Annotated in this window: 16 protein-coding genes; 7 read left to right on the forward strand and 9 right to left on the reverse strand. The window is 62.6% G+C overall.

Annotated elements, in window-relative coordinates; all coding sequences use genetic code 11:
- Positions 1 to 150: 150 nt before the first annotated feature.
- From NR164_RS19060 to NR164_RS19080, 5 genes are all read right to left on the reverse strand, one after another.
- Positions 151 to 852 (reverse strand): OmpW family protein, encoded by a 702-nt coding sequence (locus NR164_RS19060; protein WP_079444805.1) that lies wholly within the window; start codon positions 850 to 852, stop codon positions 151 to 153.
- A gap of 94 nt (positions 853 to 946) precedes the next feature.
- Positions 947 to 1,468: a DUF3299 domain-containing protein gene (locus tag NR164_RS19065; RefSeq protein ID WP_046482555.1), complete on the reverse strand. Its 522-nt coding sequence runs from the start codon at positions 1,466 to 1,468 to the stop codon at positions 947 to 949.
- 11 nt (positions 1,469 to 1,479) lie between these two features.
- Complete coding sequence (locus tag NR164_RS19070; protein ID WP_256823119.1) at positions 1,480 to 2,745, reverse strand: ABC transporter permease; 1,266 nt, start codon at positions 2,743 to 2,745, stop codon at positions 1,480 to 1,482.
- Between the two features lies 1 nt (position 2,746).
- Entirely contained in the window at positions 2,747 to 3,457 is a 711-nt protein-coding gene (locus NR164_RS19075) for an ABC transporter ATP-binding protein (protein WP_256823120.1), read from the reverse strand.
- Positions 3,458 to 3,463: 6 nt separating this feature from the next.
- Complete coding sequence (locus NR164_RS19080) at positions 3,464 to 4,069, reverse strand: DUF2796 domain-containing protein (protein WP_079444804.1); 606 nt, start codon at positions 4,067 to 4,069, stop codon at positions 3,464 to 3,466.
- A gap of 132 nt (positions 4,070 to 4,201) precedes the next feature.
- On the opposite strand from NR164_RS19080, the gene NR164_RS19085 reads away from it, so the two are divergent.
- Positions 4,202 to 4,552, forward strand: coding sequence for a hypothetical protein (locus tag NR164_RS19085; RefSeq protein ID WP_256823121.1), 351 nt, complete (start codon positions 4,202 to 4,204; stop codon positions 4,550 to 4,552).
- Between the two features lie 101 nt (positions 4,553 to 4,653).
- On the opposite strand, the gene trxA is transcribed toward NR164_RS19085, so the two are convergent.
- The 4 genes from trxA to NR164_RS19105 all read right to left on the reverse strand — a co-directional run bounded on the left by trxA (position 4,654) and on the right by NR164_RS19105 (position 7,469).
- Entirely contained in the window at positions 4,654 to 5,526 is an 873-nt protein-coding gene (trxA, locus tag NR164_RS19090; protein ID WP_177029849.1) for a thioredoxin, read from the reverse strand.
- Positions 5,527 to 5,577: 51 nt separating this feature from the next.
- Positions 5,578 to 6,018 (reverse strand): Abi family protein, encoded by a 441-nt coding sequence (locus tag NR164_RS19095; RefSeq protein ID WP_256823122.1) that lies wholly within the window; start codon positions 6,016 to 6,018, stop codon positions 5,578 to 5,580.
- 345 nt (positions 6,019 to 6,363) lie between these two features.
- Entirely contained in the window at positions 6,364 to 7,017 is a 654-nt protein-coding gene (locus NR164_RS19100) for a methyltransferase (RefSeq protein WP_256823123.1), read from the reverse strand.
- The gene (locus NR164_RS19105; protein ID WP_017849582.1) at positions 7,014 to 7,469 is read right to left on the reverse strand and encodes a YbaY family lipoprotein; all 456 of its coding nucleotides are present in this window, start codon (positions 7,467 to 7,469) and stop codon (positions 7,014 to 7,016) included. Before NR164_RS19105 ends, NR164_RS19100 begins: the two co-directional genes overlap by 4 nt.
- 139 nt (positions 7,470 to 7,608) lie before the next feature.
- Between NR164_RS19105 and nrdR the strand changes: the two genes are divergently transcribed.
- The 6 genes from nrdR to nusB all read left to right on the forward strand — a co-directional run bounded on the left by nrdR (position 7,609) and on the right by nusB (position 12,100).
- Positions 7,609 to 8,073: a transcriptional regulator NrdR gene (gene nrdR / locus NR164_RS19110; protein ID WP_026140361.1), complete on the forward strand. Its 465-nt coding sequence runs from the start codon at positions 7,609 to 7,611 to the stop codon at positions 8,071 to 8,073.
- Positions 8,070 to 9,206: a bifunctional diaminohydroxyphosphoribosylaminopyrimidine deaminase/5-amino-6-(5-phosphoribosylamino)uracil reductase RibD gene (gene ribD, locus NR164_RS19115; protein WP_046381891.1), complete on the forward strand. Its 1,137-nt coding sequence runs from the start codon at positions 8,070 to 8,072 to the stop codon at positions 9,204 to 9,206. The genes nrdR and ribD overlap by 4 nt, the downstream gene beginning before the upstream one ends.
- Positions 9,207 to 9,253: 47 nt before the next feature.
- Complete coding sequence (locus NR164_RS19120; RefSeq protein ID WP_017849579.1) at positions 9,254 to 9,931, forward strand: riboflavin synthase; 678 nt, start codon at positions 9,254 to 9,256, stop codon at positions 9,929 to 9,931.
- A gap of 15 nt (positions 9,932 to 9,946) precedes the next feature.
- A complete protein-coding gene (gene ribBA, locus NR164_RS19125) occupies positions 9,947 to 11,038 on the forward strand; it encodes a bifunctional 3,4-dihydroxy-2-butanone-4-phosphate synthase/GTP cyclohydrolase II (RefSeq protein ID WP_017849578.1) in 1,092 nt (363 codons plus the stop codon).
- Between the two features lie 88 nt (positions 11,039 to 11,126).
- Positions 11,127 to 11,603 (forward strand): 6,7-dimethyl-8-ribityllumazine synthase, encoded by a 477-nt coding sequence (gene ribE, locus NR164_RS19130; RefSeq protein WP_017849577.1) that lies wholly within the window; start codon positions 11,127 to 11,129, stop codon positions 11,601 to 11,603.
- Positions 11,600 to 12,100, forward strand: coding sequence for a transcription antitermination factor NusB (gene nusB, locus NR164_RS19135; RefSeq protein ID WP_017849576.1), 501 nt, complete (start codon positions 11,600 to 11,602; stop codon positions 12,098 to 12,100). Before ribE ends, nusB begins: the two co-directional genes overlap by 4 nt.
- Positions 12,101 to 12,103 lie beyond the last annotated feature (3 nt).

Raw genomic sequence — 12,103 nt, forward strand, 5'->3', positions numbered from 1 at the left:
TAAAGGATGTCCCCGGTCTCGTTTGTAAAGGATGTCTCCGTCTGTACACCCCGATAGCGGTGGCTCAGTCAATGAATCTGTTGACTGACGCCGCGCTATCGGGGGCAAGCCCCCTCCCACATTGGTTTTGCGGTGTTTGTGAAATATCGCTTAGAACTTGTAGCCGATACCAACCATGTAAACGAATGGATCAACGTCAACATTGACCTTGGCGCGAGTGCCTGGGCCCAGACCGTTGTTTTCCACGGTGGCCGTGGTGCTGATGTCGATATAACGGACCTGGCCGTTGATCATCCACTTGTCGGTGATCATGTAGTCAGCACCGATCTGTGCGGCCCAGCCCCAGGAGTTGTCGGCCTTGAAGTTGCTGAAACCGCTTTGTTTCGCGCTGCCGCTGAGGCTCTCGTCATAGATCCAGGTGTAGTTGATACCGGCACCCACATACGGTTGGAACTTCGAGGCGCTGTCCAGCGGGTAGTACACGACGCTCAGGGTTGGCGGCAGTTGTTTCAGGGAGCCGAGCTTACCGTTGGCTGCGTTTACGGAAGTGCCCTTGAGTTTCACGTCATGCGAGAACGGGGTGGCCGCCAGCAGTTCGATACCCCAGTGGCTGCTGAACATGTAGGCGAAGTTCAGACCCAGTTGCGTGTCGCTGCTCAAGGTCGCCTTGCCGCCCAGGTTGGCGCCGGTCGATGGGCCCTGGTCAACTTTGACGTTACCGCTGTCTGTGTTCGGGTTCACGGTAATCGCACCGGCACGAATCAGGATGTCACCGGCCTCGTAAGCGTGGGCAACGGGGGCGGCGAGGGCGAGCGCGAAGAGTGACGCGCCGAGCAGAGACTTATTGTTCATGGGAGCTCCAGAGGACGTTTAAAGGTTGTACATCCAATGGTAAAGATCGTTCCGTTCGGTCTTTTGACGCAGCTCAATGAATGGGTGATAAGCGCTATTCCGGCAATTCGTAGACGTAAATCTTCTCGGCATCCATCTGATAGCCGGCGTCGGCCAACTCACTGGAGGACGGTTTGACCTGCATCACGCCCTCGATCCAATAAGGCTGATACAGCTCGTCGAGCTTCACGCCGACTTCGCTTTTCACATGCACGATCTGGTTCGACGGCGGCGGTGGTACGTGAATGCACGCGCCGAAATACGGCACCAACAGGAACTCGGTGGTACGGCCTTCTTCACTGACTTCCAGCGGCACGATGTAGCCCGGCAGGCGGATATGCCGGCCATCGAGGCTTGGCACCACCGGTGCGTTGGGCAAGTCCTGCTTGGCCGCTGGCGCGGCCTCCACCGACAACGCATCGGCCATTTTCGACAGGTCGTGCAGCGGTTTCATATTGGGGATTTCCGGCGGCGCGTCCGCCGGGATCATTTCCTGCCAGGACAAATCCTTGGGCTGATCCTCCGCCCAGGCGGGCGCAGCCAGCAGCAACAACAGGGCAAACAGGGCACGACGCATCGAAGCCTTCCTCATAAACGTATGGACAGGCCATCGGCCAAGGATTGTCGATAGGCCCGCCACGCCGGCACGCTGCCCATCAACAGCGCCGCCGCGAGGATACCGGCGAGCAAGCTCCATTCATACTCGCTGGGCCAGGCCATCGGCAGGTCCAGGCCGTAGTTGGCCTGCAGGTACCCGCGTGAAGCGGCGATGCACACGTACAGCAGACCCACGCCGGCGATCACACCGGACAGCGCCAGGGCAAAGGCTTCGAAGATCAGCAACGTCGCGATATGCCACGGCCGCGCGCCCACCGAACGCAGGATCGCCATTTCGCGACGGCGCTCGTTGAGGCTGGTGAGGATCGCGGTGAGCATGCCGATCAAACCGGTCAGCACCACGAACAGCGAGATCACGAACAGCGCTTTTTCCGCGGTGCCCATCATGCTCCACAGCTCTTGCAGCGCCACGCCGGGCAGGATCGCCAGCATCGGTTCGCCACGGAATTCATTGATCTCGCGTTGCAGGGCGAAGGTGGAGATCTTGTTGTTCAAGCCGAGCATGAAGGCGGTGATCGCCTGCGGGGTCAGGTCCATGTTGCGCGCCTGATCGGCACTGATGCGACCTTTGCCCTGGGCCGGCACGCCGTTGTGCCAGTCGATATGGATCGCCTCCATGCCGCCGAGGCTGATATGCAGCGTGCGGTCCACCGGGGTGCCGGTGCGTTTGAGGATGCCGACCACGGTGAACGGTTTGTCATCGTGCTTGACCAGGCTCACCACCGCCACGCCATGGGCCAGCACCAACTGGTCGCCGAGCTTGTAGTGCAGCGCTTCGGCCACTTCGGCGCCGAGTACCACTTCGAACGGATCGGTGGCGAAGGCGCGGCCGCTGGCCAGTTCGAGTTGTTGCTTGCGGCCGTACTGGTAGTGCTCGAAATAGGATTCGTTGGTGCCCATCACCCGGTAGCCGCGATGGGAGTCGCCGAGGGAGATCGGAATCGCCCATTTCACCTGCGGGTTGGCGGCGAAGTGTTCGTAGCTGTCCCAACGGATATTGTTGGTGGCGTTGCCGATGCGGAACACCGAATACAGCAGCAGGTTGACCGAGCCGGAACGCGCACCGACGATCAGGTCGGTGCCGCTGATGGTGCTGGCGAAACTGTTGCGCGCTTCAACGCGCACCCGCTCCACCGCCAGCAGCAGGCACACCGAGAGGGCGATGGCGAAGGCGGTGAGGATCGCGGTAAAGCGGCGGTTAGCCAGGCTGGCCATGGCTAGACGGAACAGATACATCTCAAACCTCTGCGGGCGTGGCGGCGCGATTGAGTTCGGCCAGCGACAGGTGACGGTCGAACAGCGGGGCCAGGCTCTGGTCATGGCTGACAAACAACAGGCTGGCGCCGGCCTCGCGGCATTCGGCGAACAACAGTTGCAGGAAGGCTTCGCGGGCGTCGTAGTCCAGCGCCGAGGTGGGCTCGTCGGCGATCACCAGCTCCGGCTGGCCGATCAGCGCACGGGCGGCGGCCACCCGTTGTTGCTGGCCGATCGACAGCGAGTCGGCGCGGCGCTCCAGCAGGGCGCTGTCCTTCAACCCCAGGTGCGCCAGCAACGCCGCGGCGGCCTGGTCGACACTGCCGTGGCGCTGCTTGGCCCGCTGCGCGCGCAGCTTGGAAAAGTGGCACGGCAACTCGACGTTTTCGCGCACCGACAGGAACGGCAGCAGGTTGAACTGCTGGAAGATGTAGCCGGTATGGTCGACGCGAAAACGGTCGCGGGCACTGGCCGAGAGTTCGGTCAGTTCCTGGCCGAGCAGACGGATGCTGCCCCGGCCGGGTGTCTGCACGCCGCCCAGCAGGCCGAGCAGGGTGGTCTTGCCACTGCCGCTGGGGCCCTTGAGAAACAGGGTCTCCCCCGGTTCCAGGCGGAACGCGGGGATCTCCAGCAACGGCGGGTGTCCGGGCCAGTTGAAGCCCAGGTCGGACAGTTCGATCAATGCGTGGCTCATGGCTACTCAGAACTTCAGGGTGGCTGCTGTGACCGTCGCTTCCACACCTTGCTGGCCGCTCGGGCCGATCAGTTGTACCTGAATTTTCTGGGTGGCGGGGAAGGTCTTGAACACCTGGCTCAGGTCGAGGTTGCTCAAGGCCGTCGGCGTGGCGCAGGTGAACTGGTAGTGGGCGTGGATTTCGCTGTGGTCGTGATGATGCTCGTGGGCGGCCGCGTCTTTGTCGGCGGTGGCGTGGTCGTCATCGTCGTCATCATGCTCGGCTTCGGGCTTGTCGCCGAACAGCGGGCTGTTGAGTTCCTGGGTGCTGACCACGCAACCGGCGGCCTTGGGCAGGTTGAACAGGGCGGCTGGGTTTTCCAGCTGTTTGCGCACGGCGGCGACCTTGGCTTTGTCGGTGGCGCTGGTGGCCGGGTGTTCGAACCCCACCAGGTTCATCGCCGGGCTGTCCAGCTCAAGCTCCAGGGCCTGGCCGTCGAGCACTGCGTTGAGACGGCCGACCCCGTGTTCATGGGCTCCCAGACTGGCATGCTCATGATCATGCTCGTCAGCGGCGTGGGCGATAGCCAGTGGCAGCAGGGCAAACGGCAAAGCAAGCAGCAGACGGCGCATGGGGAAGCTCCAGAACATGAAATTTATGTTATGTGATCTTATAACAATAGTGTCGAGAGTTTGACCGTCCGCTTGGCGTTGCGCAAGCCGCATGGGAGCATGCCCGTCGGAAAAAATGCAGGAGTAGGGACGATGTTGCGGATTCGTGGAACTGTCGGCGACCTGCCGGTGGACTTGACTCTGGAGCTGGATGACGCTGATTGGGCACGCCTGCGCGCGCAGTTGCAGACGCCGCCGGTGCCCAGCGCCACCGCTGCGCCGGTTGTTGCGGTCAAGCAGAACGATGACCTGTGGCAGAACGCCCAGGACCTGTTGCGCGCCGCCGGCCAGCTCAACGGGCTGGAATTGCTCGATCAACTGGAAGGACTGGCCGGCGACGCCGCGGCGGGCAAGCGCCTGCTGGTGCGCCTGCGCCATAGCGGCCAGGTCAAGGTCAGCAGCGGCGGTGATACGCCGCTCTATACCTGGATTGACCCGTTGTAGGAGCGAGCTTGCTTGCGAAGAGCGTCAACCACAACGCGCCCATCCTGAATGAATGCGGTGTCCTTGAGTTTTTCGCGAGCAAGCTCGCTCCTACAGGGCGATTAGTACAGCGCGGCGAACAGCTTGCGGCGGTACGCGGTCACCAGCGGGTGATCGTTGCCCAGCAGTTCGAACACCTGCAGCAAGGTCTTGTGCGGCAAGCCTTCGCTGTAGCTGCGGTTGCGGATGAACAGTTTGAGCAAGCCTTCCAGCGCGGCATCGTACTGCTGGCGTGCCAGTTGCTGAATGGTCAACTGATAGGCCGCTTCGTCGTCCTGCGGGTTTTGCGCCAGGCGGCTTTTCAGGTCGGCGGGGTCGGGCAGGTCGGCGGCCTGGCGCAGGAAGGTGATTTGCGCCTTGGCGCCAGCGAGGGCGGCCTTGTGCTCGTCGCTCTTGACGGCGTCGAGAACGGCCTGGGCTTCGCCCAATTCACCGCGTTCGGCCAGGCAGCGCGCGTACAGAATCAGCGCGCCGGCGTTGCTGTTGTCTTCGCCCAGCAGCGCGACCAGCACGGCTTCGGCTTCACTGATACGGCCCTCGGCAAACAGCGCCTGAGCCTGCTCCAGCGGGTCCGCCGCAGCCGGCGGCGGCATCTGCACGTGAGGTTCGAGCATCGCCCGCACCGCCGACTCCGGCTGCGCCCCGGCAAACCCGTCCACCGGTTGGCCGTCCTTGAACAGCACCACCGTCGGCAGGTTGCGAATACCAAAGCGCGCAACGATGTCCTGCTCGGCCTCGCAATCGACCTTGGCCAGCAGCAATTGGCCCTGATAACTCTCGGCGATCTTCGCCAGCATCGGCATCAACGCCTTGCACGGCGCGCACCACTCGGCCCAGAAGTCCACGAGCACGGGCTTTTCGAAGGAGTTCTGGATCACCGCCTGGTCGAACGTGGCGGTGGTGGCGTCGAAGATATACGGCGTGGGCTCACTCATGGGGCGTCTCGAATAAAGCGGGAATGGGGCAACTATAAGGGCTGGCGCAGGCTATCGGAAGCCGCATGGCGCTTCGCCGCGAGACATATGCCAAAAAGGGTCCTGATACCAGTCGCGAGGAAACCCCATCGCTTGCAAGCTGACGTCGGGAAACTCTCTGAGCAAGTGATACAGGCGCTCTCCCCAACGAGTGTGAGGGCTCACCTGATGCATCAGATGATTAAGAATGCACAGTACTGAAAAAATACGGGCATGCGGTCCTGGTTGAACCAGATGTGTGGGCCACGGAAAAATGGCTTTCTTCGGCAGCTCGGGACGAATCCCCAGTTCTCGATTCCACATTCGCGAATGATGGGCGCAGATGTTTCGGATAGTGGTCAGTGTGTGCAGCCAGGATTGCATCAGTGGTGCCGCCAGCCCAAGGCGCCTGGCGATGGCCTTTTTATCCATGTCTTTGGCCAGCCCTTTATATAAATGGGATAAATCACCCAACGTCCTGAATCGTCAACCCGCGGCGCTTGAGTAGTTCCAATTGGGCAGGAACGTCAATGGCGGGCTTGCTGAACCGCCTCATGCCCAAAAAGTACCGGTCATAAAAAACCCGCACAATTTGTGCTTGGCTACTGACGCAACCAGAGGCATGGCGGGTGTATTACGGCGAAGGTTAGGTAGCCGCCCGACTTTTTGCAAGACTTTTGCATGGCCAGCAATGAATGGAATTGTTTGGAAAAGCATGCAGGTCGATTGTCCAAGCCGCGTGCGAAAGGAGGGCATTTTCCATGCCTCGCCTTTTGCTGTCTCAACCAATCCATTGCTGAAAATGTGTAACGCAGAGGTTTAACGCCGCGAATGGTACAGGCTCACTTTGCGAAACTCCCAAGGCTCGGCCAAGTCCGGCAATGTCAGGGCATCGAGTATCGCCAGGCGCTGATAATCCGGATGCTGAAAGTCCCGCACCCGCGAGTCCGCCACCAGTGCTTCACGCCCGCGCGTGAGGAATTGGTCGAGCAGCGGCAGGTTGGCGCGGTCGTAGAGCACGTCGGCCACCAGGATCAGGTCGAAGCGGTCGGCCTCGGCGAAAAAGTCCGTCGAATAGCCCAGTTCAACCCCGTTGAGTTCGGCATTCGCACGGCAGGACGCCAATGCCAGTGGGTCCAGGTCGCAGGCCACCACTTCCAGCGCGCCGGCCTTGACCGCGGCAATCCCGGCGACGCCGGAGCCGGCGCCGAAATCCAGCACGCGCTTGCCCGCGACCCATTCCGGGTTCGCCGCCAGGTAGCGTGCGAGTGCCAGGCCGCTGGCCCAGCAAAAACTCCAGTAGGGCGGCTCATGCAGGATGCGCCGGGTTTCTTCGGGGCTGAAGGCGCGGTCCATGTTGTCGGCGTCGAGCAGCCACAACGCCAGGTCGGTGCCCGGCAACGGGCAGGGCACCAGCTGTGCGTCGCCGATCAGGGCGCTCAGCGCCCGTTGCAGGTCGAGCGGTGGCGTCATGGTGCCTTGACGAGTTGCAGGGGGCCGGTGGTCTGGGTGATGGCCTGGGTGATGCGTACTGCGGGCAGGTGCAGGATCAGTTGGCCGGACTGGCTGGCGCGCCCGCGCAGTTCGACCCGCGCACCGGCCGGGAACGCGTCGGGGCTGAAGCGCAGGCGGAAGGCCAGGGGCTTGCCGTTGCCGCTCAGCACGCTGCTGGCGAGCAGTTGTTGCGGGCGGCTGCGGTCGTCGATCACCAACAGCGCCATTTCGACTTCGGCGCCGGCGGGCACGTTGGTCAGGCTGCCGTTGATCTCACGCTGGTAGGCCGGCAGCGGGCCGAGGTCTTCGATGCCGGGGACTTTTTTCTCTTGCGCCGGCTGAGGCTGCGGCGTCGAAGGTTTTGGGGCTTCGCTGCTGCAGGCGACCAGAAAACCGAACAAGGTGAGTAAAACGAGTGGTCGTAACTGCATGTACGGCTCCAGAAAGGACAAAATCCGTGGCTTAAAAAACAGGAAACATAATCGTCAGCCTATATACCGTAAAGGCTATGGCTTGTCTTGCCACGGGGATGCGCTACCATGGCCCTCCCTTTTTTTGTTGCCTGCCACCATGCACTGTCCCTTCTGCGGTGCCAACGACACCAAGGTCATTGACTCGCGTCTGGTCGCCGAGGGCGATCAAGTGCGTCGCCGGCGCGAATGCCTGGCCTGCGGTGAACGTTTCACCACCTTCGAAACCGCCGAACTGGTATTGCCGCGCCTGATCAAATCCGACGGCAGCCGCCAGCCTTTCGACGAAGACAAATTGCGCGCCGGTATGCAGCGCGCCCTGGAAAAACGCCCGGTGAGTGTCGAGCGGCTGGAGGCGGCGCTGGCGCATATCAAGCACAAGTTGCGCGCGACCGGCGAGCGCGAGGTCAAGTCCCTGGTGGTTGGAGAGCTGGTGATGGGCGAGCTGCAAAAGCTCGACGAAGTCGCCTATATCCGTTTCGCTTCGGTGTATCGACGTTTCCAGGACCTCAATGAGTTCCGCGAAGAGATCGACCGCCTGGCCCGTGAGCCGATCAAAAAATGAACCCACCGTCTGCTGAACAGGCCATCCTCGACGCCCATTACATGGCCCGCGCCCTCGAACTGGCGCGCAACGGCCTGTACACCACCCATCCCAACCCGCGTGTGGGTTGCGTGATTGTGCGCGATGGGCAGATCGTCGGCGAAGGTTGGCATGTACGTACCGGCGAGCCCCATGCAGAAGTGCATGCCTTGCGCGCGGCCGCTGACAAAGCCCGTGGCGCCACGGCCTACGTCACCCTGGAACCCTGCAGCCATTACGGCCATACCCCGCCGTGCGCCGATGCGCTGGTGAGTGCCGGGGTGGCGCGGGTGGTCGCGGCGATGCAGGACCCCAACCCGGACGTCGCCGGGCGCGGTATGCAGCGCTTGGCCCAGGCCGGCATCGAAGTGCGCAGCGGTGTGCTCGAAGTGGAAGCGCGGGCGCTCAATAAAGGTTTCCTCAAGCGCATGGAACACGGCCTGCCGTTTGTGCGGGTCAAGCTGGCGATGAGCCTGGACGGCCGCACCGCGATGGCCAGCGGCGAGAGCCAATGGATCACCGGCCCCGCCGCCCGCGCCGCCGTGCAGCGCCTGCGCGCCGAGGCCAGCGTAGTGCTGACCGGCGCCGACACCGTGCTGGCCGATGGTGCGCGCCTGACCGTGCGCGCCGCCGAACTCGGCCTGGACGCAGAAACCACCGCGCTGGCCATGTCGCGTCCGCCGCTGCGCGTATTGATCGACGGCCGCCTGCGGGTGCCGCTCAATGCGCCGTTCTTCAAGGCCGGCCCGGCGCTGGTCATCACCTGTGTCACTGCGGAAAACCAGTTCCCCCGTGGCCCCGAGTGCCTGGTGGTGCCCGGTGTCGATGGCCAGGTCGACCTGCGCTCGGCGCTGGTGGCGTTGGCGGCCCGTGGCGTCAACGACGTGCTGGTGGAAGCCGGGCCAAGCCTGGCGGGCGCGTTCGCCCAGCAGGGCCTGGTGGACGAATACGTGATTTTCGTCGCCGGCAAGTTCCTCGGCTCCGCAGCCCGGCCTTTGCTGGACTGGCCGCTTGAGAAACTGGCCGACGCGCCCCAACTCAAGATCACTGAAATGCGCGCTGTGGGCGATGACTGGCGAGTCACTGCCATCCCTGTGCCAGCAGCGAGCGTATAATTCTGACCGGGCGCTCAAACGCCCGCACCGTTTTCCAGGAGAAGGCCATGTTCACCGGCATTATCGAATCCATCGGCAGCATCCGTGCCATGACCCCCAAGGGCGGCGACGTGCGCCTGCTGGTTGACACCGGCAAGCTCGACCTGGGCGACGTCAAGCTGGGCGACAGCATCGCCGTCAGCGGCGTGTGCCTGACCGTCGTCGACTTGCCGGGCAACGGCTTTGCCGCCGATGTCAGCCGGGAAACCCTGGACTGCACGGCGATGAGCGACCTCAAGGCCGGCAGCCCGGTCAACCTGGAAAAAGCCCTGACCCCGACCACGCGCCTGGGCGGTCATCTGGTCAGCGGCCATGTCGACGGCGTCGGCGAAGTAGTGGCGCGCAGCGAAAACGCCCGCGCCGTGGAGTTCCGCATCCGCGCGCCCAAGGAGTTGGCCAAATACATCGCCCACAAAGGCTCGATCACCGTCGATGGCACCAGCCTGACCGTGAACGCCGTGGATGGCGCCGAATTCGCACTGACCATCATTCCCCACACCCTGAGCGAAACCATCATGGCGTCGTACCAGCCAGGTCGCCGGGTGAACCTGGAAGTCGACTTGCTTGCCCGTTACCTGGAGCGCCTGCTTATGGGCGATAAGGCCGCAGAGTCTGACTCTCGACAAAAGCCTGCCAGTAACATCACCGAAAGTTTTCTGGCCGCTAATGGCTACCTGAAATCCTGACCAAGGGGGTGCCCTGTGGCGCTCAATAGCATCGAAGAACTGGTTGAAGATATCCGCCAAGGCAAGATGGTCATCCTGATGGATGACGAAGACCGTGAGAACGAAGGCGACATCATCATGGCCGCCGAGGCGTGCAAGCCGGAGCACATCAACTTCATGGCCAAGCATGCCCGTGGGTTGATCTGCATGCCCATGAGCCGCGAACGCTGCGAGTTGCTCAAGCTGCCGCTGATGGCGCCGCGCAACGGTTCCGGGTTCGGCACCAAGTTCACCGTATCGATCGAGGCCACCACCGGCGTGACCACCGGGATCTCCGCCGCCGACCGTGCGCGCACCGTGCAAGCGGCCGCCGCGAAAGACGCCAAGGCCGAAGACATCGTCAGCCCGGGCCACATCTTCCCGCTGATGGCCCAGCCGGGCGGCACCCTGGCCCGCGCCGGCCACACCGAAGCCGCCTGCGACCTGGCGCGCATGGCCGGTTTCGAGCCGAGCGGGGTGATCTGCGAAGTGATGAACGACGACGGCACCATGGCCCGTCGTAGCGAACTCGAAACCTTTGCCGCCCAACACAACCTCAAGATCGGCACGATTGCCGACCTGATTCACTACCGGATGATCCACGAACGTACCGTTCAGCGGATTGCCGAGCAGCCGCTGGACAGCGAACTGGGCCAATTCAACCTGGTGACCTACCGTGATTCGGTGGAAGGCGACGTTCACATGGCGCTGACCCTGGGCACCATCTGCGCCGACGAACCGACCCTGGTGCGCGTGCATAACATGGACCCGCTGCGCGACCTGTTGATGGTCAAGCAACCCGGGCGCTGGAGCCTGCGCGCCGCGATGGCCGCGGTGTCCGAGGCCGGCAGCGGGGTGGTATTGCTGTTGGGCAACCCGGTGGATGGCGACGTATTGCTTGCGCATATCCGTGAAACCGCCGAGCAGGCGCAGGTCAAAACGCCGACCACCTACAGCATCGTCGGTGCCGGTTCGCAGATCCTGCGTGACCTCGGCGTGCGCAAAATGCGCCTGATGAGCGCACCGATGAAATTTAATGCGATATCCGGTTTCGACCTGGAAGTTGTAGAATACGTGCCCTCCGAATAAAGGCTGGCGATTTTCGCCCCTTGTTCGCGGTTAAATCATCACTGAGGGACGCACTTTTCGCGTCCCGGCTCTTTAAGAGATTTGTCGAATGACCCTGAAGACCATCGAAGGTACCTTCATCGCCCCCAAAGGCCGCTATGCCCTGGTGGTTGGCCGCTTCAACAGCTTCGTGGTTGAAAGCCTGGTAAGCGGTGCCGTGGACGCCCTGGTTCGCCACGGTGTGAGCGAGAGCGACATCACCATCATCCGTGCCCCTGGCGCCTTCGAAATTCCACTGGTTGCGCAAAAAGTTGCGCAACGGGGTGAATACGCGGCGATCGTCGCCCTGGGCGCGGTCATTCGTGGCGGTACTCCGCACTTCGAATACGTGGCTGGCGAATGCACCAAGGGCCTGGCCCAGGTGTCCATGGAGTTCGGCGTACCGGTTGCATTCGGCGTGCTGACCGTGGATTCGATCGAACAAGCCATCGAACGTTCCGGCACCAAGGCCGGTAACAAAGGTGCTGAAGCTGCCCTGTCCGCCCTGGAAATGGTCAGCCTGCTGGCGCAGTTGGAGGCCAAGTGATTTCCGACGAGAGCGATCGTTTCAACCCGCGCGACCCACGCCCAGCCGACGCCGGCAAGCCGTCCAAGAGCGTCAAGCGTCGCGAAGCGCGTCAGCTTGCGACCCAGGCGCTGTATCAGTGGCACATGGCGAAAACCTCGCTGAACGAAATCGAAGCGCAATTTCGCGTCGATAACGATTTCAGCGACGTCGATGCCAGCTACTTCCACGACATCCTGCACGGCGTCCCGGCCAATAAGACCGAGATCGACATCGCGCTGGCACCGTGCCTGGACCTGACCCTCGACGAGCTGGACCCGGTTGAACTGGCCGTACTGCGCCTGTCCACCTGGGAACTGCTCAAGCGCGTCGACGTGCCGTACCGCGTGGTGATCAACGAAGGCATCGAACTGGCGAAAGTCTACGGTTCGACCGACGGTCACAAGTTCGTCAACGGCGTGCTCGACAAGCTGGCCCCGCGCCTGCGCGAAGCCGAAGTGAAGGAACACAAGCGCTGATCC

The sequence above is a fragment of the Pseudomonas sp. Pse79 genome (assembly GCF_024519615.1).
Taxonomy (GTDB): Bacteria; Pseudomonadota; Gammaproteobacteria; order Pseudomonadales; family Pseudomonadaceae; genus Aquipseudomonas; species Aquipseudomonas veronii.

Excerpts from the sequence above, each read along its gene's own strand:
- NR164_RS19060 (WP_079444805.1), bottom strand. The coding sequence starts at position 852 with ATGAACAATAAGTCTCTGCTCGGCGCGTCACTCTTCGCGCTCGCCCTC.
- NR164_RS19065 (WP_046482555.1), bottom strand. The coding sequence starts at position 1,468 with ATGCGTCGTGCCCTGTTTGCCCTGTTGTTGCTGCTGGCTGCGCCCGCC.
- NR164_RS19070 (WP_256823119.1), bottom strand. The coding sequence starts at position 2,745 with ATGTATCTGTTCCGTCTAGCCATGGCCAGCCTGGCTAACCGCCGCTTT.
- NR164_RS19075 (WP_256823120.1), bottom strand. The coding sequence starts at position 3,457 with ATGAGCCACGCATTGATCGAACTGTCCGACCTGGGCTTCAACTGGCCC.
- NR164_RS19080 (WP_079444804.1), bottom strand. The coding sequence starts at position 4,069 with ATGCGCCGTCTGCTGCTTGCTTTGCCGTTTGCCCTGCTGCCACTGGCT.
- NR164_RS19085 (WP_256823121.1), top strand. The coding sequence starts at position 4,202 with ATGTTGCGGATTCGTGGAACTGTCGGCGACCTGCCGGTGGACTTGACT.
- trxA (WP_177029849.1), bottom strand. The coding sequence starts at position 5,526 with ATGAGTGAGCCCACGCCGTATATCTTCGACGCCACCACCGCCACGTTC.
- NR164_RS19100 (WP_256823123.1), bottom strand. The coding sequence starts at position 7,017 with ATGACGCCACCGCTCGACCTGCAACGGGCGCTGAGCGCCCTGATCGGC.
- NR164_RS19105 (WP_017849582.1), bottom strand. The coding sequence starts at position 7,469 with ATGCAGTTACGACCACTCGTTTTACTCACCTTGTTCGGTTTTCTGGTC.
- nrdR (WP_026140361.1), top strand. The coding sequence starts at position 7,609 with ATGCACTGTCCCTTCTGCGGTGCCAACGACACCAAGGTCATTGACTCG.
- ribD (WP_046381891.1), top strand. The coding sequence starts at position 8,070 with ATGAACCCACCGTCTGCTGAACAGGCCATCCTCGACGCCCATTACATG.
- NR164_RS19120 (WP_017849579.1), top strand. The coding sequence starts at position 9,254 with ATGTTCACCGGCATTATCGAATCCATCGGCAGCATCCGTGCCATGACC.
- ribE (WP_017849577.1), top strand. The coding sequence starts at position 11,127 with ATGACCCTGAAGACCATCGAAGGTACCTTCATCGCCCCCAAAGGCCGC.